Here is a 26927-nt window from a genome sequence, read left to right on the forward strand (position 1 = left end):
ATCAAAAATAAAAGAATTATGAACATTAAAAAAAGTACTTGCAGGTGATGTTAGTGTGCGCTAAAATGATTTCGCACAATTTTTTATCAGTGCATGAAGGAGTTCAAAATGAGCTTAAAAGATTTATTCTTTGGTAATGATACAGAGAACGAAAGTGAGGAGACTATTTTGGCTAACGAAGAAGTAAAGAACGAGACCGCCAACGAGGCACTCGTTACAACAGATATGATCGTAGGCGATCTTATAGTAAAGCATCCGCTTGCTGCACAGTTCCTTATGGAATGCGGAATGGGCTGCATTTACTGCCCCGCTTCTCAGATGGAAACACTTGCTGAGGCATGTGCCGTTCACGGAATTGACAGCGAAGAGATCGTAGATGCGCTCAATGATTACCTTATCGAGCACAACGCATAATACATATCTTAAAAAGCAACAAAAGAGTAGCGGGCAAGCGCTACTCTTTTTATTTTATGATCTATTCTCTTATCTAATTAAGTTCTGATACCGTCCAATAGGATTTCGATCATCGTCTCAAGCGAATCGTCATAATCTATCCCGGCTTTTGTAAGCTCCTGTGTTCCGAGGAACTTCTCTACGGTTCCTTCCAGCATAAGTTTGATAACGGTTATCGGAACTCTCCGTATCAGCCCATTATCCATAGCTTCTCTGATAAGCTTCTCCGTATCTTTCCAGTCTCTGGATATTCTGCCCATAAACCTCGCATAGATCTTGGGATGCTTTTCCTTAAGCTGATAAATAAGCCTGTAATCAAGATTTTGATACTTATCGGGAAGACATATGATAAGCTTTGAGATCTTTTCCAAAGGATCCAAGGAATCGTCAGCAATTATCTGTGCTTCTTTTTCTTTAAGTGCGGAAAAGCCGTAGTCTACGGTCTCCATAAAGAGCTCATCCTTATCCTTAAACTCCTTGTAGATAGTCTTTTTACTGATATGAAGCTCCGATGATACATCATCCATGGTAAACTTCATACCCTTCTCATTAAATTGACGAATCACCTCGTCAATTATCCTTATTCTTATGTTTTCCAATTTTTCTCCCTCTTTTTATAAGCGTTTTTTAAGACAAAAGCCTTTATCTTAGGCAAGAACTGCCTTGAGATAATCCCACACTCTGGCTGCTGACTTAATTGATAATTTTTCCTTTGTTGAATGAATGTCCTGCATATCCGGACCTATTGAAATGCAATCCAGATCGTCGATCTTCTTACTGAGTATACCGCATTCAAGACCAGCATGAATTGCTTCAAGTTTAGGCTCTTCCCCATAGAGCTTCTTGTAGATCGCAACCATATGATCACGTAACTCAGAATTCTGTCTAAACTGCCAACCGGGATAATTGCCCGCTACAGTAACTTTACATCCAAACATCTCCGCAATGTCCGTTACCTTCCTAAGAAGAGTAACCTTGGCAGAATCAATACTGCTTCTCACTGCCTGTACGGTAACTATCTCGTCCTCACGCGTAGACATGCTTCCAAGATTGAGTGACGTCTCGACAAGTCCCTTGATCGCTGCGCTCATAACCTGGACTCCGTCAGGCATCATGCCTATCATCTTAAGGAAATCCTTGGTAGCTTTATCATCCAGGCAAGCCGCTGTTTCTTTTCCTTCCTTGGTACAAGAGATCAGAAGTCCGGGATCTTTTAGCTCAAGCTCGCTCTTAATGTCATCAAAAGACTTCTTGACGCTGTCTATCACCTTATCGATATCCTTCTCATCCACCATGATAAAGCTGTCGCACTCAGGCGGAATGGCGTTGTCCGCTACGCCGCCGTTAATACTTATGATGTTAAAAGAAACACTGTCAAGCAGTTCTCTTAAGACTCTGCAGCAGATTATCGCAGCATTTCCTCTTCCTTTGTCGATCATCTCTCCGGAATGTCCTCCGAGGAGCCCCGATACGGATATTCTGCATTTAATACCGCTCTTTTCCTGCCTCTTTACAGGAAACTCAGCGCCAATTCCCGCGCCGCCTGCGCAGCTTGTAATAAACACGCCCTCTTCCTCGTTGTCGATGTTGATCATCTTCTTACTCTTCAACATGGAAAGGTCTATCACCGCGGCACCTTCCATGCCGATCTCTTCATCGGTCGTGATGACGATCTCGAGTGGCGGATGAGGAATGTCCTTGGAATCAAGAATCGCGAGAATATATGCAACCGCGATTCCGTCATCGCCGCCAAGGCTTGTTCCTTCAGCCCATACATATTCTCCGTCGGTTTTAACTCTAAGCCCTTCATTTACAAGGTCTATATCGCAATCTGCATTTTTAACCGCGACCATATCCATATGTCCCTGCAAGATAACAGGCTCTTTATCCTCATATCCCGCGCTTCCGGGCACCTTCATGATCACGTTAAGACTCTTATCCTGTATTACTTCATATCCTCTTTCTTTTGCAAAAGAAACAAGATAATCGCTTATCTTCTGAAGATTTCTGGAACCATGAGGGATATTGCAGATTTCCTCAAAAAAATGAAATACCTCTTTGGGTTCAATATTTGATAAAACAGCCATTGTATACCTCCTAAATCTCGCAAGCGCAGCTACAGCTTGCCAATCAAAAAAATAGAAGTCCTTTCATAAAGAAAAGACTTCTATATTTTATCTTAAATAAATTATTATATCAAATAGCGTCTCCGCAATTTATTCTCAGTTGAATCTATGAGCAAAGCCTTTTATGCGATCTTTGTCTTAGCAAGCTCAGCAAGTGTCTTGAATCCCTCAGGATCGTTAACTGCGAGCTCAGCAAGCATCTTTCTGTTGATGTCTACGCCTGCAAGCTTAAGACCATGCATCATGTTGCTATATGAAAGCCCGTTAATTCTTGCAGCTGCGTTGATACGAGTGATCCAAAGAGATCTCATATCTCTCTTCTTCTGCTTACGTCCAGCGAAAGCTGAAGTAAGTGCTCTCATAACTGACTGCTTAGCTACTCTATACTGCTTAGATCTTGCTCCTCTGTATCCCTTTGCAAGCTTTAATACTCTATTGTGCTTCTTCTTGGCATTTAATGCGCCTTTAACTCTTGCCATCTATATATCCTCCTAATAATTTAACTACCACTATACATTAAGCATAGGGAAGAATGCTCTTCATTGCCTTTACATTTGTAGCGTCAACAAGTCCGGCATGTCTTAAGTTTCTCTTTCTCTTTGTGGACTTCTTTGTTAAGATGTGGCGCTTATACGCTTTGTTTCTCATGAGCTTGCCTGTGCCTGTTACCTTGAATCTCTTGGCAGCAGCTCTCTTTGTTTTCATCTTTTGCTGCATAACTAAATCCTCCTAAAAAATGTTTAAAATTATCATGATATATGTTCAACCAAAATAATGGTGAAAACCTTAGTTCTTCTTCTCGGCAAGGAACATTGTCATACTACGTCCCTCAACCTTGGGCTGCTTCTCAACAACAGCTACGTCGGCAAGTGCCTCGGCGAAATCTGTAAGGATGTGTACGCTTGCGCCCATGTGAGCCATTTCTCTTCCGCGGAAACGAAGTGTGATCTTAACTCTGTTTCCTTTCTCAAGAAACTTCTTGGCTGCATTAACCTTGGTATTAAGGTCGTTGGTATCGATGTTGGGAGAAAGTCTGATCTCCTTGATCTCTACGGTCTTCTGTTTCTTCTTAGCTTCTTTTTCCTTGCGAAGCTGCTCATACTTGAACTTACCGTAATCAACAACTCTGCAAACAGGTGGCTTAGCTGTGGGAGCGATCATTACAAGATCAACACCCTCATCATCGGCAATCTTTCTTGCATCCTGAATTGACATTACCCCAAGCTGTTCGCCGTCAAATCCGATTACGCGAACCTCTTTCGCTCTGATCTGTTCGTTAATAAATAACTCGCTAATGGTCTTATCCTCCGAAATAATTAAAAAAGGTGAATGCGCAATGCATCCACCTAATCACACACAGAAAAATAATCTGTATCGAAAAGTTATTAACGCCTACTGACCAATGTCGCAGGGTGAGAGTGGATACTCTGCTTTGTTTTCAAATACTAAAGTAATATATCACAGTCAATATTCATATGTCAACATATTTATTTCTTTTTCTTCTTGGCAACGCTGTATCCGAATTTTCCGAGCTTTTTGCCAAGTGTATAGTATTCTCCATGCGAATACGCAACGAGATCGGCCGCTTTAAGGTCAAATCTTCCTTTGTTGTCCATGAACTTATCATCAACGGTTACGCACACAACTTCTGCGATAAACATATCATGAGTTCCCAGTTCCACAACAGACTTAACCTTGCACTCGATATTTACGGGACTCTCAGCGATTCCGGGAGCCGAAACTTTATTTGACTCCTGGGGCGTAAGTTTCATCTCTTTGAATTTATCATAGTCTTTTCCCGAGCGAACGCCGCACCAATCGGCAGCTCTCGTAAGCGAAGCACTTGTGAGATTAACAACGAACTCTCCCGTTTCCTTAATAATATCGTATGAATAGCGCTCCTTGCGGACGGATATCGATAACATTGCGGGACTGCTGCAAATATTACCCGCCCATGCAACAGTTATTATATTTGGTTTTTCTCCGGGTCTTTTGCAGCTGACCATCACAGCCGGTATAGGATATAACATATTGCCCGGTTTCCATATTTCTTTTGCCATAATCACCTCTGAAAATAAGCTTAAATTCAGACTACAGTATAGCATAATAGGCATTTTCGTTCACTATCAAAAAATATGTTGTAAAAAATTAATTAAAATAAATATGTTAACACCCTTGTAAAACATTTTTATTTTTTGTATAATAGTTAATGATTAACGTTTGTAGTTCTTATGGGGAAAAAGTATTATGAAGAAAATAGGAAAGATAACCGCAGGCTTTTTGCTACTATCGCTTGTGGTACTAACAATTGCAATTACATTAATTAAAAGCACCGTTCCCGACGGCTTGGAGCTTCGAGAATTCATCTATCTCGACTGTTCCACAGCTATTAACGTATTGTGGATGATCGTCACAATATGTATCGTCGCAACAGTGCTTAGAGGTATCGGTAAAACCGATTATAAAGAAGAAAAATCCAGATTTGTCTCAATAATAGGCATGATTATCGTAACACTTACCGCATTACTCCTTATCGGAATAAGGATAGCGATAAACAATTACGCTGCCAATATTGAAGGAAAAGAATTCTTGAATCCCGACGGTACGATAACCGTCGAAAAAGAAAGCCTCTCAGATGAGGTATTCACAGCCGTCTACGTAAAGGAAGGTTTCTTATACAGAAAACGGATTGAGTAATTTTCATTATAATCAGCAAGAACCCCGGGTGCCAAGGCACTCGGGGCTTTTTAATGAAATATTCTTATAACGCAAAAGCCGCTCAATCCCATGATTGAACGGCTCTAATAACAGGGGAAGCAGGATTCGAACCCGCATGAACGGTTTTGGAGACCGTGATACTAGCCATTGTATGATTCCCCTAGGTATCATAAACAGTGCATTTCGCACCAACGAATGAAATTATAGCATAGCAAATTCCCCTTGTAAAGCCATTTTCATAAAAGTATAAAATAATTAGAAAATTGCTCTTAATTCTTCGGAAAGCCAATTGTTTTGAATCGTAATTACGTTATAATTTTAGTATAACGCGTCGTTATTTCTGAAAGAGAGGCTGATATGGAAGAAAAATCAAGAGTAAAAAAAATCCCGTTTTTCAAAACAGTTACAGGAATGAACGTAATCAGTTATGTTGCTCTGCTTCTTTTGTTTGTATTGACTATCGTATCCGTAATCGTTCAGATGAACAACATGTCAAATACAGCCCAGGATTCGGCAGAGCTTATTGAAGGCGTAATGGATGATATCCGTATATTTGAAGTAGATATGCGTATCATCGACAACGACGGTTTTGCCATGGCTGCCATGTACGATACCATCAAGGGCCTTGGACAGCTTGAGACCAAGATCCCGGAGATGAAGAACTGCCTTACCGAAATGGACGAAGCCGTTGAAGGTATGGTAAGCGGGTTTACCGTAATATCGGGATTTAGCGGTAATACCGTCGGACTTGATGCAGCTAATAAGATCAAGGAATTATATACCCCGTACAGAGATGAATATGTACGTGTCATTGAAGCCGGAGAAAAGGGCGATGTTGATACTATCGTAGCCGTTGTCTACGGTGAAGCATCCGGAAACCTGGAAGGTCTTAAAGAACAGCTCTCGATAATGGATGAAGAGATCAAAAAGGGTCAGTCAGAAAGTAAGGCTAAGGTTGCCGCAAGCACAAACAGTGCTCTTGCTTTTGTCAATATCGTTACTCTTATTTACATAGTAGCTATCGCAATCTCTCTTTTCATTAACTATAGAACAGTTGGTAAAAAGGTTAATTCCATCGCTGCTGAGATCAATAATATCATTGATGATATCAATCATGACAAGGGTGATCTTACCGTTCGTTTGCAGACGGAAACTTCATCAGAGCTTGTTAATGTAAAGAACGGATTCAACCACTTCATCGAAACCTTACAGGGAGTTTTGAAAGAGGTCAAGGACGGTACCGTTGTTCTTACAGAATCATCCGATAACATGACCAGACAGATCCATCTGGCAAGTGATAATATCACAAATACATCCGCAGCTCTCGAAGAGCTTTCCGCAAGTATGCAGAACGTATCTGAGACTGCAGGAACTATCGACCAGAGACTTAATGAGGTCAGAAATGCAACCAATAATATCAACTCCGGAGTAAACGAAGGTGTTTCCAAAGCCGAAGAGATCCGTAACGAAGCTGTTGATATCAAGAATGATGCACAGTCCAAGAAGGATAATACCGGAAATAAGATGGAGACCCTTTCACAGGTTCTCGAGCAGTCGGTTAAAGACAGTGAGAAGGTTGCTCAGATCAGTGAACTTACAAATGTCATCCTCGATATCGCTTCTCAGACAAACCTCCTTGCGCTTAACGCTTCCATAGAGGCAGCAAGAGCAGGTGAAGCAGGAAAAGGATTTGCGGTTGTTGCTGAAGAGATCAGCTCACTTGCAGAGAATTCAAGACAGACAGCCGGAAACATCCAGATTATCAGTAATGAAGTTACAACAGCGGTTAAATCGCTTGCAGATAACGCTATGCACGTGCTTGATTTCATCAATTCCACAGTTCTTAGCGATTACGATTCATTCGTTGATACAGGCGAAAAGTATGAATCAACGGCTTCGTTCATCAACGATGTGCTTGATCATATTTCTGATCAGACCAAGCAGCTCAATGCTATTATGAACGACATGACCGAGGCTGTTTCATCGATCACGGATTCTGTTCATCAGTCATCCGATGCGATCAACCAGTCCGCCGGCAATTCGCAGGATATTGTTGATGAGATCACAGGTATCAGCGACGCGATGGATACCAATAACGACGTTACAGACAGACTTAATACAAGTACAAGAAAGTTTGTAAATATCTAAATCTTAATATCATAAGCTTATATCCACACCCCTTTGGCATTGTCAAAGGGGTGTGTTTTTTATCCTCAAAAATGATATACTATCGTGGTATAAGTTAATAAGAATTCAGGAGGAAAAGAAATTGGCTCAGAATCCTATTGTCACATTCACAATGGAAAACGGCGATGTTATAAAGGCAGAGCTCTATCCCGAGATCGCGCCCAACACCGTTAATAACTTTATTTCACTTATCAATAAGAACTTCTACGACGGACTCATCTTCCACAGAGTCATTCGCGGATTCATGCTTCAGGGCGGAGATCCCGAAGGAACAGGAATGGGTGGCCCAGGATACGGCATCAAGGGAGAATTTGCTTCAAACGGCTTCAAGAATGACCTTAAGCACACTGAAGGTGTTCTTTCAATGGCAAGATCAATGATGCCCAACTCAGCAGGTTCTCAGTTCTTTATCATGCACAAGGATGCACCTCATCTTGACGGCGATTACGCAGCATTCGGTAAAGTTACCGAAGGAATGGATGTCGTAAACAAGATTGCCGAAGTAGAAACAGATTACAACGACCGCCCCGTGACCAACCAGGTTATGAAGACAGTCACAGTTGATACTTTCGGTGTAAACTATCCGGAACCCGAAAAAAACTAAATATCATATCGATATACATAATAGGATATTTCCTATTACATAAAAAAGCTTCCCTACAGCATAAGCACTGCTCGGGAAGCTTTTATTATTGTTTTTTATCCAAAAGAATAAGTTGTTACTCTTTTACTGAACCTTGGTTCCATAGATAGGATCCGTACACTCTTCATCAAGAGAATTTACATATGAAACGATCAATGTATTCTCGTCGTCAAATGCCTTTTCAAGCTTGTAAAATACGTCTCCCTTCTTAAATACGATAGTTTCTGAGCTGCCGCAGTATCCGTACACTTCAAGATCACTCATAATATCGCCGCCTGTGATCCATACGGTCCAGTTACTATCGGGGATTCCGTACTCGCATTCGCTTGATCTCTGTACACCGATAACAGCCCCTCTTTTCTCATCAAACATCCACTCACCTGAAAGAGCTTCAAATGTCTGATCAAGGGTCTTTCTGTTATCAAATATCTTCTGCACTTCAGCAGGAACAGAGAAGCTCTCTCCTCTGGCCTGTGCCAGATATCCGGCAAGAACATAGACACGCTCATGTGTCATCTCTTCCATCTCTCCGGCTTCGAGCATAGCCTGCATAGATCCGCCGAGAGCATACAATCCGGCAACCTTAGAATTGGCCTCTTTCTCGGCATTCCATGCTTTTTGTTCTTTTACAAGCTCATCCTTCTTGGAAGCATCCACTTCTTCCGTAAGTCTGTCCCAAAGAGAATTAAGCTCATTATCCCAAATAGTAAAAGCATCCGCCTCAAAATTGTTCATATCACTCTGAGAGGCATTTTCGGAATCCCAGCTATCCTCATGCTCTTTGGCCTTAGCCTCAACCTCGGCTACTTCGTCCTGAATGCTTTTTCCGGCCTTAGGTGCATTGTCTTTTTCTTCTTTCTTATTGTTGTCGGAATCGCTGACATCGCTATCATCTACATCTTCGGTGAAAGAATCTTCAACCTTTCCTACAGTAGTTTCGTCCTGAGTTGTAAATAAAAAATAGGCTCCTCCTACTACTGCAATTCCTAAGAATATAAGAACACCCAAAACCACGGCTAAAGTGTTTGCCGCACTTTTTTTTCCACGTCTGCTCACTTTTTTCTCTCCTTTATAAGCAAAATATTATGAATTATCCCCAAAAATTATATCAGCCTACTATTATAGCCTTTGCATGATAGTATCCGTCATTACCTCTCTCACACTCTACCTTTAAGTTGGTGTTGTATACAATAACGGGACATCTTGAGAAGTTTGTTGATGAATCAAGCTTGATCTCCATTATTCCGTTGCTTAACTCAAGGAACAAGATTTCCTCTGTAGTCTCTGATGTAACACGTCCCGATACTACCGCATTGGTATTGGAATCTGTTTCTACCTTAGTCGCACAAGAATTATCATCATTGATAAGCTTGGAGATATGGTTTTTGTCATCCTTGCCTTTGTAATAAAAAGCGGTAATATGCTGATCGGGAATAAGAACTCTGCACTCGGTCGCATCGGTTGCAACATCAAGAATATATTCCTTATTTCCGTCTGAAGTCTTAAGTATAAGGTTGGAAGTAGTTGTTCCCTTAACGACTTTACCGGAAATTTCTTCTCCCTTTGCATTTATAGTGCTCATGCTTCCGCCACCTTCCGAACCGGAAACGGAGATAGCATGCATATATGCATCGCTGCCTCTTGCGCATACTATTTCAACTTTTTGATCAAGAACCAGATATCTTACTTTACTGAGATCGGTTGACTCATCGATCTTGATCTCCATAGTACCGCTGTTCGTCTTAAGATAGATTTTGGAGCTTGTTGTTCCCTTAGCTATCTTACCTCTTACAGTGGAAGTCTTGCCCTTATCAACGTCAGCGTTTTCTGACTTGTTGCCGCCGGTAAGCTTAGAAGCGTGCCAATATTCGTCATCGCCTCTGTAGCACTGTGCTGTGACTTTGTCTCCCTTAAAGATGAACTTTGCTTCCGAAGTATCTGTGTTGGAATCAACCTTGATCTCCACAGTACCGCCGGATGTCTGAAGGTATAACGTATCCGCTGTGGTCTTATCGGTAGCTTTACCTTCGAATGTAATTTCTGTTGCCGCCTGAGTATTTAACGGTATAAACAATGCTCCCGTAATAACCGTTATCATCGCAAGCAGCACACTCATAAATGCCGACAAACTCTTTTTCATAACATGTTCCCCTTTCAAACACATAAAGAAAAATTAAACTCTAATTAAATAGAATCTTCCAAAATACAAAATATCTGTATTTTCACCCTATATTATACATCATCTTGTGGATATATGTGCACTTTTTAACCAAAAAATCATAATTTTTCCCATATTTTCCGCTTATTCGGGGTTTTTGGCATAAAAAATGCAGGTAAAAGCTTACTTTTACCTGCATAATATCAATATTTCACCTTAAATCACCACTGTTTGATGTAAACATCACCTTCAGTGTCGCCTTGACCGGAGCCTCCAAGCTGACCATTGCTGCCCGAGCCGCCGTTCTGATTGTTTCCGCCCGAGCCACCGTTTTGCTCATCTTCACCGCCTTCGGAGCCGCCGTTTTGCTCATCGTCTCCGTTGTTCTCATTGTTTCCGTCCTGATCGTCATTTCCGCCGTTGTTCTGATCTTCTCCGTTTTGATCATTGTTTTCGTTCTGCTGATCTTCTCCGGAACCGTTCTGCTGATTTTCTTTCTCTTTTTCTTTCTGTTCGTTCTGGTATTCCTGCTGTTCTTTTCTGCGCTCTTCCATAGCGCCTTTTTTATTGCCTTCAAGCTTTTCTTTTTGCTTGTCTTCTTTACTTCCGCCCGAACCGCCGGAACCGCTGTTATCCTGCTCGTCCTGATTATTGTTATTATTGTTGTTCTGATTATCATCAGAAGATGACTGATCTGGATTCTTGAGCTTTTCGATCATCTTATCAATGTCTTCTTTTAACTGCTGAGCGTCCTTATCTCTGTAGTCATCGCCTTCATCAACAGCCCAGCCGTTTTCAAGAAGCACATCCCTTGCCATGTTGAGCTTAAAGATGGCCGAATCTATTTTTTCCTGAGAATCAAGATCATAGAAATCAATCGTATTGCAATAAGCAAGCGCAAGATTGATCCTTATGGAACACTCTCTTTTTGCATCGGGATAAAGCGAAAGAGCCTTCTGATAATAGCCTACGGCACTCTCATACTCCTGTCTCTCATAACAAACATTTCCGAGGTTGTAGTATGGAATAAAGCTCTCGGGGAAATTGAGATTGAGAAGCTTCTTCTCGCTCTCGGTCTTGTACTGAGACTGTGCATACGCCTTTACAAATCCGTGGTTAATAATGACTCTTCCCAAAAAGGAAACAGCCAATATCATTACAGGCACGGCAAAAATAATCATAAGTTTGTATTTAAGAGGAGTTTTTTTCATGATCATAACCTCCCTCTTCTGACTATGATACACGCCTCGGCAAGCAATAATACTGCAAGCATTGCGGCAAATATATAGTAAATGTCTTTGTACTTCTCGACACCATTAACCTGATCTTCAACAGTCTTGGAAGAATCCTTGATATACTGAACGGTACTCTCAAGCTGTGCCCTTCCGTTGTTCATATTGTTGTAGATAAGTCCGAGGTCATCGGCAATGCCCTTTAAGTTATCTTCATCGATCATGGAAAGAGCTTTTTCGCCGGTGGATTCATCTATGATCCATCCATAGCCTGAGGCTCTCATCTGACCGCCGTCGCGGGTTCCGTAACCAAGCACTACTCCTGCATCAACATACTGTTTTAAAGGTTCATAAGAAGTCAGTTCATTTCCGTTGGTTATCTCTCCGTCACTTATGAACACCACGATAGCCTTTCTGTTCTCTTTCTTGGAAGAAGAAACCAGAAGCGACTCCATGTCCTTGTAAGGAAGCGACATGTCACTACCCATAGCATATGAGCTGTCGGGTGGAGCAAGCGTATCGATAAGACTCTCAACATATGTAATATCCTGAGTATAAGGCGAAATAACATGAGCCTGGTCATCGAAAGTCACAAGTGCAAAATTACTTCCGATAAGCTCATCCGCAATATACTTGGCGTCCTTTATAGCACCGTCAATTCTCGGATCCGAACCGTCATAGTCCTGCGCCCACATACTTATAGTCGTGTCAATTACAAACAAAACGTCGAGGTTCTTGGTCGAGAACTCGTATTTATCGTCCTTTAATACAGGCCTCAATCCAACGATAAACGCAAGCACGTATATCAAGGAAAGCCTTATGACGGTAAAAATCTTTTCTTTTGTGGCGATCCTACTCTTTCCTGTGGCATATATGGTAACAGTAGCAAGTGCCGACAGAATAAGAAGCAGTACCGCAATAGGTAATACAGGTTGTACACTCATTTTTGCAACACCAATCCAGCCAAGCTAAACAATGCAAGGCTAATCAAACAAATTAAAAAAGGTACTCTCGGCATATCCAATGCCTGTCTTGCCAGTACGATCTTGACGGTCATCGCTTCCTGTTTCTGAATATCTTGTACTATCTCGGATACAGGCTGATCCTGAGTTCTGACATAGAACTTTCCGCCCGTCATCTGTACTGCCCGCTGAAATTCCGTTGAACACTCCTCATAGTCGTATTCTTCGGGAATATAGAATTTATCTTCACTCGGGAATATTCCGAACACGGTCACCTTGTGATTCTTACAAGCTTTGGCTGCCTCATCGAGGTCCATGATCTGAGGCATATAATCGTTAAGCTCGTTGTCGGTACACATGATGATAACTCTGGTTCTGTCGGGTTCATCTATATAGGGAAAAGAGAAAAGCGCAGAGCCAAGTCCTTCTCCGACAAGCGACGATCCCTTCAGGTAACTGTTATAAGTGGTTCCCGCATCAAAATACAAAAGCTTTTCGACAAGCTCATCGAAATGTTCCTGCTCGGAAGACGGTATCTCTCCGTAGTATCCGTATTTATCAACATATCCCTGATACTCTTTTTGAAGAACAAAATATTCTCCAAGCTCATCCAGCTTTTGAAGCACATAATCATAATCATCCGTCAGCGGAACATAGGTAACCGTTGAAGTATTAAAGATACTTATACCTATTCTGTCTCCTTCAAGTCCCTGCACCACGCCCTTAAGATAATCCGTGATCTCGGAATTAAGCTCATAGAGCGAATAAGAAACATCAAGACAGAGCATGATATCTCTCTTTTTTACACCGCTGACTATATCATCGTTTTTGTAAGGTCTTGCCGCCAGAACAAGCGCAGAAAGCATGCTTCCGATAAGTCCCGCAATAAGCAGCACCGTAAAAACCTTGTACTGCACGGAAAGCGACTTATAAAGCTTCGTAGATCTAATCTTAGATGTATTTGAAACGCGAATTCCGTCTTCGAATTCCGCTTTTTTCTTTTTTCGGATGTTAAAAACAAGAACGATCGCCGCAGCCATTACTGCAAATCCTACAACGATCATCCATTTATACATCAGCTCCATTCTCTGATCACTCCCACTGCCGTGTTACAAGAAGTAACGAAATCTCTGTTCTCCGATCTGTTTCCCTCTGCAAACTCCGGCACATAATACTCTTCCATAAGCTTATCAAGATGCCTGATACCCATTTTCTTGACATCGGTCAATGTGCACTTCTCAACGTCAATTCCCGTCGCCTCATGCACATATCCTCTGATCATAAGCGAAAGCTTAAGATAAGCATCTCTCTTAGACAGGTTATCTTTTTCATACTGCGTCTTAAGCTTGCTGATACCGGCAATATATTTCTTTTTTATGATAAAAAGATGCTGTGGCATCGGTCTCTTGTAACCCTCAGGCTTAGGCTCTTCCTTCTTGGGTTCCTTTTTCTTGTAAAAGATCTTATATAAAGCTCTCATCAAAAGAAAAAGCGCAAGTGCCGCAAGTAATATGCCAATCGCGATAACCCACCAGCTGTATTCAAACGGTGGTCTTAATGTAACCGTAGTTTCCATGTCTGTACCTTTCAAACAAAACAATCGCAGAGTCTATCATCTCACTCTGTGAAGAAACACTAACAAGTGATACCCTGCTGTGCTTGGTATTATCGGAAGCAATATCGCAGATTCTTTCTCTCTCTTCAAGCTCCAGTTTATGAAGCTTGTTATTAAACGAAAGAAATCTCTTTTCGTATCTTCCCAGATCGTTATCATAAGTATTGCCGCCGGTAAGCATTGCATCTTCTATACCGATTGCCAGAAGATCATGCTCGGACGTTATGGCTCTCATCACATCTCCGCTTATGCTTGCGATGCCTTCCATATCCGCAATGACAACAATGATCATCTTCTTATGAACAACGCTCACAACATTCTTAAGCGTCTGCTCGAGCGATACTCCGCCATCGACTCCCACGTGCTTCTCATAATCATATAAAAGCGCCTCAAGATGCTCGGGACCTGATTTAAAAATACTGAGAGTCGCATTCGTATCACCGGGATACGAAAGAGCAAAATCAGCGCCGTTTCTTCCCGTAATATAGGCAAGCGCACCGAAAGTCATAAGCGCAAGTTCTTTTTTCGATTCTCCCTTGGGAGTATCACCAAGCATCTTGCGTCCGCAGTCGCAGACAAACATAACATTGTGACGTCTGTCGGTAACGTATCTTCTTACAAGAGTTGTTCCCATTCTCGAAGAAGACTTCCAGTCTATATCGTGAACGTCATCGCCGATGTTATATTCCTTAAGATCGTCGAATTCCATACTTCTTCCTTTGTGGATCGAATGGAAATCGCCGTCCAAAATATTTGAAGTTTTCCTGTTGGTATAAAGAGCTACTGCCCTTCTTATCCTTGATAGATACTCGTAATCAATATTCATAGCTTTCCTTTATCACGGAGTCTTTACAGAATTAACGATTCCGTCAATAACGGTTTCAACAGTGATACTATCAGCTACCGCAGAATAGTTAAGACCGATTCTGTGTCTGAGCACCTGATGTCTTACAAACTTGACATCATCGGGAGTTGCATATGTTCTTCCCTGCATAAGAGCTGCGGCCTTGGCCATCTTAAGGAATGCAATGGAAGCACGGGGGCTTACACCGATCCTTACATACTTACCAAGTTCAAATCCGGGTATCTGATTGGCTCTTCTGCTGGCAACAACGATACTTGAAATGTACCACTTAACAGACTCGTCCACATAAACCTGATCTACAATATCCTGCACCTTATCAACGTCCTTGATAGTAAGAACAGCGGGTGTAACTTCGGAGATCGCGCCTGTCTCGATACGCCTTAAGATCTCAACCTCCTCAGCTGCTGTGGGATATGAGATTACTTCTTTTATCAGGAACCTGTCAGTCTGTGCCTCGGAAAGAGGATATGTTCCTTCCTGCTCAATAGGGTTCTGTGTAGCTATTACTATGAAAATATCTTCAGGCATACGATAAGTCGTTCCGCCGATTGTTACCTGCTTCTCCTGCATGGCTTCGAGCATCGCAGACTGTGTCTTTGCACTTGAACGGTTAACCTCGTCAAGAAGTACAAAGTTCGCAAATACAGGACCGAGCATAGTCTCAAATTTGCATGTGGCCTGATTGTAGATCTGCGTTCCGATGATATCACCGGGCAAAAGATCCGGTGTGCACTGTATACGTGCAAATTGTCCGTCTACCGCATCGGAAATAGCCTTGGCTGCAGTTGTCTTAGCAAGTCCCGGAACGGACTCAATAAGAATATGTCCATCTGCAATAATGGACGCTATAAGTGAAAATTTAAGCTGGTTCTGACCAACTACCTTTGCCTCAAAGTATTCTGAAAGCTTTTTTATTACATCCTGAGAATAGGCAAAATCCTCAGGTGTTATGTTGTTTTGCTCATTCATACCGCTTTCCTCCCGATTATTATAAGCATCATTCTATCACATTCTTTTCAAAAAAGATACTATTTTGTTAATGGTTTTGTTACCTAATTATAGAAGCCAGATTCCTCATCATTCCCGCTGCAATATCGGGTTTGTTCATGGAATAAACGTGGATATGACTTACTCCGTTTGAAATAAGATCTATTATCTGATCGCAAGCATAGATAATACCGGCTTCCTTCATCTTCTCCGGGTTATCCGCAAATCTGTCGACCATTATCTTCATCTTCTGAGGAATTGTGGAGCCTGATAAAGCAACGCTTCTTGCGACCTGCTTGGCGTTGGTTATGGGCATGATTCCGGGAAGAACCGGAACTTCTATACCCTTTTCTCTTATGCGATAAAGGAACTGGTACAAAGTCGAATTGTCAAAGAACATCTGAGTAGTAAGGAAATCACAACCCGCATCCACTTTCTCTTTAAGATGAAGGATATCCTCTGACTGTCTTGCGCATTCAACGTGCCCCTCGGGATAGCAAGCTCCGCCGATGCAGAAGCTGTCGTCTACAGACTTAATGTCGTAGATAAGCTGAGTCGCGTGATCATAGTCATAACATACGCGGCCGTCCTTTGGGATGTCTCCTCGAAGCGCCATAATGTTCTCAATACCTTTTTCCTTATAGGTAGAAATCATGGCCCTCACATCTTCCTTTGTTGAGGAAACGCAGGTAAGATGTGAGAGAACGTTGACACCGTACTTATTCTGAAGATCCGCCGAGATATTGGCTGTGTTCTTGCTTGTTCCGCCGCCGGCCCCATATGTAACGCTCATAAAGTCCGGCTTAAGAGCTGCAATCTCGGCTGCTGCCTCTTCAACAGCAGCATATCCGTCATCGGTCTTAGGAGGGAAAACCTCAAACGAAAGTGTTACTTCTTTTTCCCTGATAATATCAATAATTTTCATACATGCTCCTTAATACGGCATCAGACGTTGATCTCTGCTGTTAATCCAAGTGCGTCTTTGTTTGCCTCAATGATTGGATTGACCACCTCGTTTAAGAACTTCTCAACCTGGTGTGCGCTGCAACCTACATATTTGGCCGGGTCCATTGACGCCTTGAGCTCATCGAGGGAAAGGGGGAAAGAGGGGTCTTCTGCGATGAGTTCAAGAAGGTTATTATCTAATCCTTCAACCTTGACTGTTCTTCCGGCTTCCATTGACAGTTCACGAATTCTCTCGTGAAGTTCCTGTCTGTCGCCGCCTGCTTTAACGGCGTCCATCATGATGTTTTCCGTCGCCATGAAAGGAAGCTCGGACATAAGTCTCTTTTCAATAACCTTAGGATATACAACAAGACCATCCACTACATTAATACACAAATCAAGTATTCCATCCGTTGCAAGAAATCCTTCGGGAATTGAAATTCTTTTGTTTGCCGAGTCATCGAGAGTCCTCTCAAACCACTGTGAAACCTCTGTAATAGCGGGGTTGAGCGTATCTATAATTACGTATCTTGCAAGTGAGCAGATACGTTCACTTCTCATGGGATTTCTCTTATAAGCCATTGCGGATGAACCGATCTGGCTCTTTTCAAAGGGCTCCTCAACCTCTTTAAGATGCTGAAGAAGTCTGATGTCCTGCGCCATCTTTGTTGCAGATGAAGCGATTCCCGCAAGAACGTTGATAACTTTCATATCGATCTTACGGCTGTAAGTCTGTCCCGAAACTGCCATGCATCCCTTAAATCCGAGCTTTTCTGCAAGCATGGGATCAAGCTTATCAACCTTTGTGAGGTCTCCGTCAAAAAGTTCAAGGAAAGAAGCCTGTGTTCCTGTTGTTCCCTTGGAACCAAGGAGCTTCATGTTATCGAGTACATAATCAAGATCCTCGAGATCTATTGTGAAATCCTGAAGCCAGAGTGTAGCTCTTTTACCTACTGTTGTAGGCTGAGCGGGCTGGAAATGAGTAAAGCCGAGTGTAGGCTGAGCCTTATACTTGTCTGCGAACTTAGAGAGCTCAGCGATAACGTTGATGAGCTTCTTTCTCACAAGCTTAAGACCTTCTGTCATGATAATGATGTCCGTGTTATCTCCAACGTAGCAGCTTGTAGCACCGAGATGAATGATTCCCTTAGCCTTAGGGCACTGCTGGCCGTATGCATATACGTGGCTCATTACGTCGTGGCGAACTTCCTTCTCTCTTGCTCTTGCAACATCATAGTTGATGTCTTCGCTGTGAGCCTTGAGCTCATCGATCTGCTCCTGTGTGATGTTAAGACCGAGGTCCTTCTCTATCTCCGCAAGTGCGATCCAAAGCTTTCTCCAGGTCTTGAATTTCATATCCTGTGAAAAGATATATTGCATCTCCTTACTTGCATAACGCTCTGAAAGTGGGCTTGTATAACGATCTGTACTCATTTTGTCCTCCAAAAAAATTTGTATTGTCTATAGATTTCTATTATTTAAGATCAACGTTCTTTACTTATCATAGTCACCGCGGATATCTTCGTTTGGCGGATCGATCGGATAAGAGCCCGTAAAGCAGCCCTTACAGATACCTAATTTTCCTCCGATCATCTCTTCAAGTCTGTCTATTCCAAGATAAGCGAGCGAGTCTGCGCCGATTATCTTGCAGATATCATCTACGTTCCTGTTATAGGCAATGAGCTGCTCTCTGGCGGGAACGTCGGTTCCGAAATAGCATGGCCACAAGAACGGAGGTGAAGAAACTCTCATGTGAACTTCTTTGGCGCCTGCGTCTCTCAGCATCCTGACGATCCTGTCCGAGGTTGTTCCTCTTACGATCGAATCGTCGATCATGATGATCTTCTTACCCGCAACCGCGCTCTCAAGCGCATTTAGTTTAACCTGAACACTTGACTCTCTGTTCTTTTGCTTGGGTTTAATGAATGTACGTCCTATATATGAATTCTTTACGAAGGCTTGTCCATAGGGAATTCCCGATTGAAGCGCATAGCCGAGGGCTGCAACGTTACCCGACTCCGGAACGCCGACTACCATGTCTGCGTCAACGGGTGAATCCATCGCAAGAAATCTTCCCGCTGCGATCCTGGCATCATATACGCTTATGCCGTCGATGGTGCTGTCCGGTCTTGCAAAATAAATATATTCAAATATGCATCTTGCGTGATCCTTGGGATCGATACACATCGACTTATCCGACTGAATACCGTACTCGGGAGAAATGGTTACTATCTCTCCGGGCTCAACGTCACGGATAAATGTTGCTCCGACCGTATCAAGCGCACAGGTTTCAGATGCAAGGATATAACAATTCTCTCTTCTTCCTATAACAAGTGGCTTAAATCCGTAAGGATCCCTTGCTCCGATAAGCTTTCTGGGTGACATGACAACAAGGCTGTATGCGCCCTTAATCTTGAGCATTGCCTTTGCAACGGCTTCCTCTACCGATTTGGTAGCAAGACGTTCTCTTGCAATATGATATGCAATTACTTCCGAATCAATGGTTGTTTGAAAAATCGCACCTGTATAAGACAGCTCATGACGAAGCTCCGGTGCATTGATAAGGTTACCGTTGTGCGCAAGTGCCAACGTACCTTTTACATAGTTAAGAACGAGCGGCTGTGCATTTTCACGCGTGCTGCTGCCTGCTGTAGAATATCTGACATGTCCGACACCGATATCACCCTTTAGGGTATCCAAAATATCCGGCGTAAAGGCTTCATTCACAAGTCCCATGTCCTTGTAGCTTGAAACTTTACCCTTAGGTCCGTTTGTGTCGCTGACAGCAATTCCGCAGCTCTCCTGTCCTCTGTGTTGCAAGGAGACAAGTCCGTAGTATATCGATCCGGCAACGTCGCCGCCGTCGAAATCGTACATACCAAAAACACCGCACTCCTCGCCAAGACGCTTGTAATTCTCAGTCCTACCTTCGTAATTCATTTGTTCTCCTAAATTCCTATAAAAAGAAATACCCCAAACACCGAACATTTTATCATCATCCGATGTCTGAGGCAATCATAAGTTATACACCCGGGTATTTATCCTCATAGCGGGATACCATATCCAAAATTTCCTGTGCGTACTCGGGATACTGGCGAGCCATATCCTCAACTTCGCTCTTGGCGTTGCCTGCCACGATGTCTCTGTTATACTCCATTCTCTTTCTGAGAGATTGTCTCTGCACATTAAGACTGTGCCTGATCTCAACCTCCTCATTATGATCCAAAAGAGCCTGTGGCTGATGTATCCATATCTCGGGATCACGCACTCTGTAGTGCCTTAGCATATAGACAAGATCTCTTTGATTGGAATCAAGAAGCCTTCTGGCGTCCTCAATCTTTTCTCTCTCTTTTTTCTCCTTGATGTATCTGTTATAAAGATCTGCAAGCTCTCCCGAATTCATTACTCTGTACTTAAGGCACAGATAATCTATCAGGTTGGTGTTGTTGACATATCTTATCTTAACCTGGTTCTGCAGCATGATAAGCCTTGAAATCGACTTTCTCACGCTCTTTTGCTCCACGATCGCACCCGTATACTTCATATATAAAGCCGCTGCGGATACCGCGCTTAAGAATATCGCGATCATATATCCGTAAACTACATTGAGCTTAAAGCCGGCCTGAAGGATCAGCAAAAAGATGATAACCGCAACGAGTGACACAGCGATAACAGATATAAGCTTCTTGGAAGTTTCTATAGTATTCTCTATCTCTTCTTCTCTGTATAAATAGGCCTCATGCTCACCGTCAAGCCTCTTTAGATCGTTTCTTATCTTCTTTTGAAAAGACTCTGCTTCAAGGAGCTTCTCCGCTCCGTCCCTAGCCTTTTCTTTTAACATCTCCATATGCTCGAACTCATCGTCCGTCATACGGTTCTTTCTTCGGTCAAACTTATCCTGCTGCTTGAGCGAATCCATTATCTTCTGCGCGCAGTCGTTGATCTCAGCCCTTTGCTCTGGCGGAAGCGCATCAATTTCTTCAATGTCTCGAAGATGGCTTGTTACATCGTTGTATTCGTACTCAAGAGACTCGAGTTCCCGCGCCGCCTCTTCCATCTGCTGAAGGCAGCTTCCTATATACTCTCTTCTCTGAACGGGATCGTCCATATCGACTTCTTTTCTCGTGTAGACGATATCGTTCCAGTTCTCAAGTTCAGCCTGTTTCTCCCACTCTTCGTCTCTGTTACTTCCAAAAAACTTGTTCCAAAGTCCCATCTTTTGTCCCCTCAAGTTTCCTTTACAAGTCCCCTGTAATCTTCTTTAAGCTTCTCGGTCATCTCTCCGACCTGAGCGTAATACTCATGCATATTGCCCTCCGCTTTGTACACGGAAAGAGCTCTCATAGTGATATTGTCGCCGCTTGCACCATATAATTCTTCCGCTTCCTTGAGACGTTTTTCTATCTCGAGCGAAGCCTCGTAAGCTTCTTCATTATCGGCAATGTATGAAACATATTCCTTGTCCGGAAGCTCCATTCTGACCGCCATCAAATATTGAATATATGACTCCTTGCTACCGCTGTCCTCGTACGCTCTCATGAACATGTCTTTTGCCTTATCGAATAAAAAGAGCCTTGCGTACATCACGCCTTCATTGTGTTCTATGTCTGCTCTCATGTTTCGATCCATCTCGGGCATGTTGGCCAAAAGAAATTCATACTCGCGAAACGCCATATTATATCTTCCGCTGTTCATGAGGAAGTCCGCTCTTGCAAGCTTCTTTCTGTAAATGTCCATTCCCGCGTTCTCACGAAGGATCTCTTCAGTCTTGTCAATCTCTTTGCGAGTGTTATATCCGACATAATCAAGGAGCGTTCCGACAAGCGCCGCAAGCGAGCATCTCTTTGCCTCCATGCTTCTGAGCTCGTCCGAAAGTCTGACAAGCGAACACTCTTTTTCTATCCAGTCAAAAAGATCCTGAACAAAGCATTCCTCGTCGATCAAAAAAGCGTTGTGGACAAGACAGTAGCACAGCTCTTCTATACAATAAACATTTCTGCCTATCTTCTCTATATGATATGGATTTTCCGCATATGTACCTATGCACAAAATAGGCTTAGTCATTCAAACAACCTTTCCTTATCCGCCCGAGGTAAAATACAGGCAAATGTATTTACAGTTCTATGGCCTGCTCCCAGACCTTTCCTGTCGCAGGATAAATCTCTCCGAATCCCATATCTGTAACCTTGATGTTCACTTCATTAACGGAACTCATACTTACGGAAAGGCGAAGTCTCGTCGTTCCGACAGGTCTGTTCTCAAGTCCGTCAAGATACAGCTGCACCATTCTGGGCTTCTTACCTGTAAGCGGTGTCACTTCTATGTTAAGAACTCCGCTCTGATCCATGATGATATCCATACCCGTCTGGGCTTCGTACCAGTTGATACCCGCATCAAGGATCGCACAATACACTTCCGTTCCGCATTTCAAAAGATGTATTCCGAGATTGGACTTGAGCTTATCTTCGCCAAGGAAAACTATCTTTGAAGAATTCTCTCCGGGTTTTATCCTCTCCCTGGCGGCAATGCTCGCGCCCTTACTGAACATGTTGTTTCCCTGGAATACGCGCCTTGTCCTGCACAAAAACTCAAGCGATCTCTTTGGCCACTTCTCCTTAAATCCGTCTCCCAAAAGAAATACCGTAGAGATTATCTTCTCATTGCAGACCTTCTGCATAACAGTAAGGAATTCGTCATCAAGCTTCTCGCAGATCTTGTGATAAGCCGTAACATCCTTGGGAAATCCCGTATTTCCAACCTTAAGATCATCAAAGCTCTTAACGTCTATCGTCGCAACGAGCGGCGTCGTGTTATGATTGATCACCATCTCGTAAACATGCAGCTCATCAAGATCATAGTCACATGCCAGAACCGAATGATGCATCAGATCATCCGGCTGATAAAGCATATAATTATAAAAACTCTCTTCGTGGCTCTGATAATATATATTGCTGGTCTTAAGCTCAAGTGCCGAGGTCACGGCGTTCAGAACCTGTATCATTCTGTGGTCCAAGGACCTTGTCGTGAACATGATCGCATCAACGTTATCAAGTGACAATTCCATGGACAGAAGAGATAAACTTCTTTTTACAAACAGCGTCAAAAGAGCTATCGGGTCATACTCCGCGTTGCCGACAACCACAGGCTTTCCCTCCCTTGCACTGCTCACAAGACCGTACACGGGGATTCCGTCGCCGTCATCGATGTGACGGACCGCCTCTTTGCCGTAAAACCACTGGTTGACGTCATTTCTTTTGCAAAGGACGGTAGGAATATTATAAAGTTCTGATCCCGCAAGTACCGACAGTGTCTCGGGCATGTCCGCATCAGATGCCAAAAAACTTATCTGAGAGACCTTCTCGCCCAAGTCATAGCCAAGTACAAAGCGCTTTTCATCGGAATTTCCAAAAAGCATCTTTTTATCCTTTATTATTTATTCTGCAGCCTCGCTCGAAAGCGGGCCGAATAATTTATTACACATATAATTTTTCTTGTGATATTCGGAAAGCAATTTATCAACCGTATCATAATCCTGCAATGTCTCACCGATCATAATGTCATTGATAAGACTGTATCTGCTTGATGCGGTCTGATTCTTGACTATATCACTCTTTTGGATCGTACCGCTCTCTGTGAGAGCATCCTCACCGTCGGGCTTTTCTTCCGTAATGTAATACTGAAGCTGCTCTCCGAAGAAAAGAACAAACGCAGTAACATAAATACCGTCGTACATCTCCAGCATCGAAAGAGAATGATATTCGTTGTCCTCCTCTATCGCAAGTCTGTAATGTACAGTGCAGTGAGTTCCCGGAGTGGTTCTGTACTCAAGCATCGTCTTATCTCCAAACGATGCCATATCGGGAATGATATCCGCATACTCCTGATAGAACGGGAAGTAAATTCCTTTTGTCGACAAATCCTTAATAAACTGCTCCGCAACATCAGGATTTACGCTCTCTTCGGAGCTCTTTTCCGCCGCATAATATCTGAGATAAGCAAGCTTACATATATCCTGCAAAGGAGCATTCCTAAGCGCCAGCACTTCTATTCTGTCGAAAACATAGACATCCGTGATGTTTCCGTGCACAAAGCTGTCATAAGCGCTCTGAGCAAGAAATGCCATCTCAACCTCGGTATTGGCACCGTTTTGAACGTACGATCTGAATATATCCGTGCGCTCTCCAATGTAAGATCCGCAGTAAAGCATCTGGATTATCATCTTCTCGCAAAGCGTATAAGTATCAATTCCAAAAGCCTCCGCAGCCTTCCAGATATCTCTCATTTCTTTGAGCGTACCCGTAAAGAATCTGACGAGGTAACTTAGAAGCTGCTCATCATACTTGCCGTTTACAAACGAGTAATGCGCAATCTCGACCGCGGCACTGTCCGTAGGATAAACATCTCTGTCCAGAAGCCTTCCGCACATACGAAGAATAATCTTGGCATCAAGCCCGTAGCAGCCGTAAACAAGGATCCATTCGTACGCCTTCTCATAAAGGCCCGCCATGATCATAAGCTCTATAAGCTCATTTCTCTCCTTGGCGCTCATATCGGTCGGATCAATATCTACAAGGTATTCCGTGAGCTGCCTTGTAAAGTCGTTCTCGTAATAAAATCTTATAAGATTATTTCGAATCTCATTTCTGCATGATTTTCGAACAAGCTCTGACTCCGCAAGATCTCTGTATCTTCCGACATTGTCCATGTCGATCGTGTAAGCGTTTTTACCAAGATCGCACAGGAAAAGATCAAGGTTTTCTTTTCCCTTCTGAATATAAGGAATGGCGTAACCCGCGATCTTACCGGGCAGCATCATCTTGGTGTTGGTATAAGTAATGCTCTTGGCATATCTGTTATCTTCGTGATCGATCAAAAGAACCGTATAATCGCTTCCGTACAGCGGCACATATGCGCGTCCGTTGGTAACGGGATATCTCATCTCTTTTTCGCACTTGTCGTAGACAACCAAAACTCCGCAAATCTTGGGATCTTCGATAGTTATCTCGCAGGTATAAAGAGCTGTCAGAACCTTGGACGCATTCGCCGCATCCACCATCTGCTTGGTTATAAGGTTCTTATACAAATACCCCAGATCCTTACCGACCCTTCCCTTATCAAGCTGTGCCATAAGGAACTTCTCTATCTGCGATACATACACATCGTAGAGTTCGGGATAATCGTCCCTTCTCTCATGTATATATCTGTAAAGGATTGCATTCTTATCGTATTCAAGGTCACTCTGATACGAGAAATACATAAGTACCATCTTATTGATGTCACACGGAAGAAGCCCGTTTTCATCGGTATAGATCGACATCATGTAATACTCATAAAGCCTTGTAATGCGAAGCTCTCTCTCGACGCCCTTTCTGTACCACTCAAACGTGTACTTGCCGGTTTCACCGCCTTTTATCAAAAGAGCTACGATAGCCTCAAGCACATCGTCTCCCTGCTTTATCTCATAGCAAGCCTTAAGTATTCTGAACAATCTCTTGTCAAAATTCCTTACTCTTGCAGACAAATAAACTATCTGATCTATCAGATTAAGGGTTATCATCTGTTTCTTGGCGCCGTATTCAAGGATGCGAAGCTCCTGTTCTTCAAGGCGCGTCAAAATAGAAGGCGAATTATTCAAAAGATTCATCGCCTCAAGATACAAAACAGGGCTCGTGCAGCCGTATGAAAACTGCTCGCCGAGCATCATCCATTTCCTTGAATCGCTCATCGCGGATTCCTCGGAAACATACTGAAGAAGCCATGCTATACGCCAGTTGTCCTTGTTCCTTCTGTATATCCCCTCAAGCCTGTCGGATATGTCATTTACATAACTGTCCTCTTTGCTGCACAAGGAAGAAAGATACAGATAATAGCTGTAAAGTTCATCTCCCGGCGCTTCTTCAACTTCTCTTGCAAGCTGATCGAGTATCCATTTTCCCTCATTTACTCTGCCCGCGGTGATATAGTACTGCGCGGTATAGAGCCTGAACGCAAGGTCTTTTTCATCAACCGCGTTCATTTTGGCTATAACTTTACCTGTTTCCGAAATCCACGCCTTGGAAGATATCTTTTTACATCTAAAATTCTCGTATACCTTGATAAGCTGCACTATCAGTCTCTTTTTTTCCTGATAGTCGGCTGTAGGATGCTTGCCTGTCACATTGACCGATACCGTTATCGGAAGCTCGGTACTTGTAAATGCATTGTAAAAAACAATTTTTCCGAAATTATTACCTTCATGAAGCTTGTCGGTGCGTAGTCTGACCTTGATGTGGCAAGTACTTCCGGTAAAATCATCCTCGGTTATCTCATATTTATCGAGCATAACAAACTCGCACTCGGGTCTTGCAAACAGCTTACTGTAGCCCCATCCGCTTCTGGTTATGAGGATACCGTTATCATGGAAGATTCCGGTAAAATCAATGATAAGCTCCTTCTGGTCCAAAAGAAACGCCATAGGCTGCTTTTTATTAATGGCGATAAGGAATTCTTCGACGTTCTGTTCATTTCCGGGAGATGCGGACAAGCCTCTGTAAAGGCTCTCGTACTGATCCTCGCTCCCTCTTAAGACGGCGGCAAACTCTTTTGAATAAAACAGATTAACCGCTTCTTCCCAATCCGTCTTGGCAAGATTGGCAAAATGAAAAAGATTCTTGATGTCACCAAGACTTGATACGATCTGCTCATGTCTTACGGTGACCACGAACGGAAGGACATACTCTCCCTGATTAGAAATAACGCGGAAATCGCCCTGAAGCACATCTCCGCCGGTAAGCCCGACAGCGTTGAATCTATAAGAAACTTCATAAGGTGAGCCGGAAAATTCTTTCGTAAGGACTTCCATCCTGATATCGGTTGCGCTGACAGTGCCCTCCACAAGCGTATTCTCAGGCCCAAAAATGGTAAAAGAGCCCTCGGTGATTTCACCCGGACTCATCGAAAGTTCTATGCGAGGAGTTGAGAAATCCAGGCTCTTTTCTTCATATTCAAATTTTCCCTGAAGTAGTCTGTCTACTATTTCTCTCACAATTCACCCCAA

Annotated in this window: 25 protein-coding genes and 1 tRNA gene; 4 read left to right on the plus strand and 22 right to left on the minus strand. The window is 43.0% G+C overall.

Annotated elements, in window-relative coordinates; genetic code table 11:
* Positions 1-108: 108 nt before the first annotated feature.
* The gene (locus tag D6853_RS00790) at positions 109-414 is read left to right on the plus strand and encodes a DUF1858 domain-containing protein (RefSeq protein ID WP_120655912.1); all 306 of its coding nucleotides are present in this window, start codon (positions 109-111) and stop codon (positions 412-414) included.
* A 77-nt stretch (positions 415-491) separates the two neighbouring features.
* On the opposite strand, the gene D6853_RS00795 is transcribed toward D6853_RS00790, so the two are convergent.
* The 6 genes from D6853_RS00795 to D6853_RS00820 form a co-directional block, all read right to left on the minus strand.
* Positions 492-1052: a TetR/AcrR family transcriptional regulator gene (locus tag D6853_RS00795; protein ID WP_120655913.1), complete on the minus strand. Its 561-nt coding sequence runs from the start codon at positions 1050-1052 to the stop codon at positions 492-494.
* Between the two features lie 48 nt (positions 1053-1100).
* Positions 1101-2540 (minus strand): aminoacyl-histidine dipeptidase, encoded by a 1440-nt coding sequence (locus tag D6853_RS00800; RefSeq protein ID WP_120655914.1) that lies wholly within the window; start codon positions 2538-2540, stop codon positions 1101-1103.
* A 161-nt stretch (positions 2541-2701) separates the two neighbouring features.
* Positions 2702-3058, minus strand: a complete 357-nt coding sequence (gene rplT, locus D6853_RS00805) for a 50S ribosomal protein L20 (RefSeq protein ID WP_026515109.1) — start codon at positions 3056-3058, stop codon at positions 2702-2704.
* Between the two features lie 37 nt (positions 3059-3095).
* Positions 3096-3296 (minus strand): 50S ribosomal protein L35, encoded by a 201-nt coding sequence (rpmI, locus tag D6853_RS00810; RefSeq protein WP_013280183.1) that lies wholly within the window; start codon positions 3294-3296, stop codon positions 3096-3098.
* Positions 3297-3365: 69 nt separating this feature from the next.
* The gene (gene infC / locus D6853_RS00815) at positions 3366-3893 is read right to left on the minus strand and encodes a translation initiation factor IF-3 (RefSeq protein ID WP_243108275.1); all 528 of its coding nucleotides are present in this window, start codon (positions 3891-3893) and stop codon (positions 3366-3368) included.
* Positions 3894-4066: 173 nt separating this feature from the next.
* Positions 4067-4639 carry a flavin reductase family protein gene (locus tag D6853_RS00820; RefSeq protein ID WP_120655916.1) on the minus strand — a complete coding sequence of 191 codons (573 nt, stop codon included), beginning with the start codon at positions 4637-4639 and terminating at the stop codon, positions 4067-4069.
* Positions 4640-4826: 187 nt separating this feature from the next.
* On the opposite strand from D6853_RS00820, the gene D6853_RS00825 reads away from it, so the two are divergent.
* Positions 4827-5276, plus strand: coding sequence for a hypothetical protein (locus tag D6853_RS00825; RefSeq protein WP_120655917.1), 450 nt, complete (start codon positions 4827-4829; stop codon positions 5274-5276).
* Between the two features lie 111 nt (positions 5277-5387).
* Here D6853_RS00825 and D6853_RS00830 read toward each other — a convergent pair.
* Positions 5388-5459: transfer RNA gene (locus D6853_RS00830), tRNA-Trp, on the minus strand.
* A 195-nt stretch (positions 5460-5654) separates the two neighbouring features.
* On the opposite strand from D6853_RS00830, the gene D6853_RS00835 reads away from it, so the two are divergent.
* Positions 5655-7445: a methyl-accepting chemotaxis protein gene (locus D6853_RS00835; protein ID WP_120655918.1), complete on the plus strand. Its 1791-nt coding sequence runs from the start codon at positions 5655-5657 to the stop codon at positions 7443-7445.
* Between the two features lie 151 nt (positions 7446-7596).
* The gene (locus tag D6853_RS00840) at positions 7597-8088 is read left to right on the plus strand and encodes a peptidylprolyl isomerase (RefSeq protein WP_120656279.1); all 492 of its coding nucleotides are present in this window, start codon (positions 7597-7599) and stop codon (positions 8086-8088) included.
* Between the two features lie 123 nt (positions 8089-8211).
* Here D6853_RS00840 and D6853_RS00845 read toward each other — a convergent pair whose 3' ends face one another.
* The 15 genes from D6853_RS00845 to D6853_RS00915 all read right to left on the minus strand — a co-directional run bounded on the left by D6853_RS00845 (position 8212) and on the right by D6853_RS00915 (position 26915).
* Complete coding sequence (locus D6853_RS00845; protein ID WP_120655919.1) at positions 8212-9183, minus strand: lysozyme inhibitor LprI family protein; 972 nt, start codon at positions 9181-9183, stop codon at positions 8212-8214.
* 52 nt (positions 9184-9235) lie between these two features.
* A complete protein-coding gene (locus tag D6853_RS00850) occupies positions 9236-10267 on the minus strand; it encodes a hypothetical protein (RefSeq protein ID WP_120655920.1) in 1032 nt (343 codons plus the stop codon).
* 239 nt (positions 10268-10506) lie between these two features.
* Positions 10507-11496, minus strand: a complete 990-nt coding sequence (locus D6853_RS00855; RefSeq protein WP_158588629.1) for a tetratricopeptide repeat protein — start codon at positions 11494-11496, stop codon at positions 10507-10509.
* Positions 11497-11498: 2 nt separating this feature from the next.
* Positions 11499-12461: a vWA domain-containing protein gene (locus D6853_RS00860; protein ID WP_120655922.1), complete on the minus strand. Its 963-nt coding sequence runs from the start codon at positions 12459-12461 to the stop codon at positions 11499-11501.
* Positions 12458-13564: a hypothetical protein gene (locus D6853_RS00865; protein ID WP_120655923.1), complete on the minus strand. Its 1107-nt coding sequence runs from the start codon at positions 13562-13564 to the stop codon at positions 12458-12460. The genes D6853_RS00860 and D6853_RS00865 overlap by 4 nt, the downstream gene beginning before the upstream one ends.
* On the minus strand, positions 13555-14055 hold the full coding sequence (locus D6853_RS00870) for a hypothetical protein (protein WP_120655924.1): 501 nt from the start codon (positions 14053-14055) through the stop codon (positions 13555-13557). The genes D6853_RS00865 and D6853_RS00870 overlap by 10 nt, the downstream gene beginning before the upstream one ends.
* Complete coding sequence (locus D6853_RS00875) at positions 14021-14920, minus strand: DUF58 domain-containing protein (protein ID WP_120655925.1); 900 nt, start codon at positions 14918-14920, stop codon at positions 14021-14023. Before D6853_RS00875 ends, D6853_RS00870 begins: the two co-directional genes overlap by 35 nt.
* 12 nt (positions 14921-14932) lie before the next feature.
* Complete coding sequence (locus tag D6853_RS00880) at positions 14933-15928, minus strand: AAA family ATPase (RefSeq protein ID WP_120655926.1); 996 nt, start codon at positions 15926-15928, stop codon at positions 14933-14935.
* A gap of 79 nt (positions 15929-16007) precedes the next feature.
* Positions 16008-16871, minus strand: a complete 864-nt coding sequence (gene metF / locus D6853_RS00885; RefSeq protein WP_120655927.1) for a methylenetetrahydrofolate reductase [NAD(P)H] — start codon at positions 16869-16871, stop codon at positions 16008-16010.
* 20 nt (positions 16872-16891) lie between these two features.
* Positions 16892-18325, minus strand: coding sequence for an adenylosuccinate lyase (gene purB / locus D6853_RS00890; protein WP_120655928.1), 1434 nt, complete (start codon positions 18323-18325; stop codon positions 16892-16894).
* Between the two features lie 60 nt (positions 18326-18385).
* On the minus strand, positions 18386-19831 hold the full coding sequence (gene purF, locus D6853_RS00895; RefSeq protein ID WP_120655929.1) for an amidophosphoribosyltransferase: 1446 nt from the start codon (positions 19829-19831) through the stop codon (positions 18386-18388).
* A gap of 82 nt (positions 19832-19913) precedes the next feature.
* A complete protein-coding gene (locus tag D6853_RS00900) occupies positions 19914-21107 on the minus strand; it encodes a hypothetical protein (RefSeq protein ID WP_120655930.1) in 1194 nt (397 codons plus the stop codon).
* A gap of 11 nt (positions 21108-21118) precedes the next feature.
* Positions 21119-21955, minus strand: a complete 837-nt coding sequence (locus tag D6853_RS00905; RefSeq protein WP_120655931.1) for a hypothetical protein — start codon at positions 21953-21955, stop codon at positions 21119-21121.
* 49 nt (positions 21956-22004) lie between these two features.
* Positions 22005-23306, minus strand: coding sequence for a DUF5716 family protein (locus D6853_RS00910; RefSeq protein WP_120655932.1), 1302 nt, complete (start codon positions 23304-23306; stop codon positions 22005-22007).
* 18 nt (positions 23307-23324) lie between these two features.
* Positions 23325-26915 carry a DUF5717 family protein gene (locus tag D6853_RS00915; protein WP_120655933.1) on the minus strand — a complete coding sequence of 1197 codons (3591 nt, stop codon included), beginning with the start codon at positions 26913-26915 and terminating at the stop codon, positions 23325-23327.
* Positions 26916-26927 lie beyond the last annotated feature (12 nt).

Source organism: Butyrivibrio sp. X503, from assembly GCF_003625475.1.
GTDB lineage: Bacteria > Bacillota > Clostridia > Lachnospirales > Lachnospiraceae > Butyrivibrio.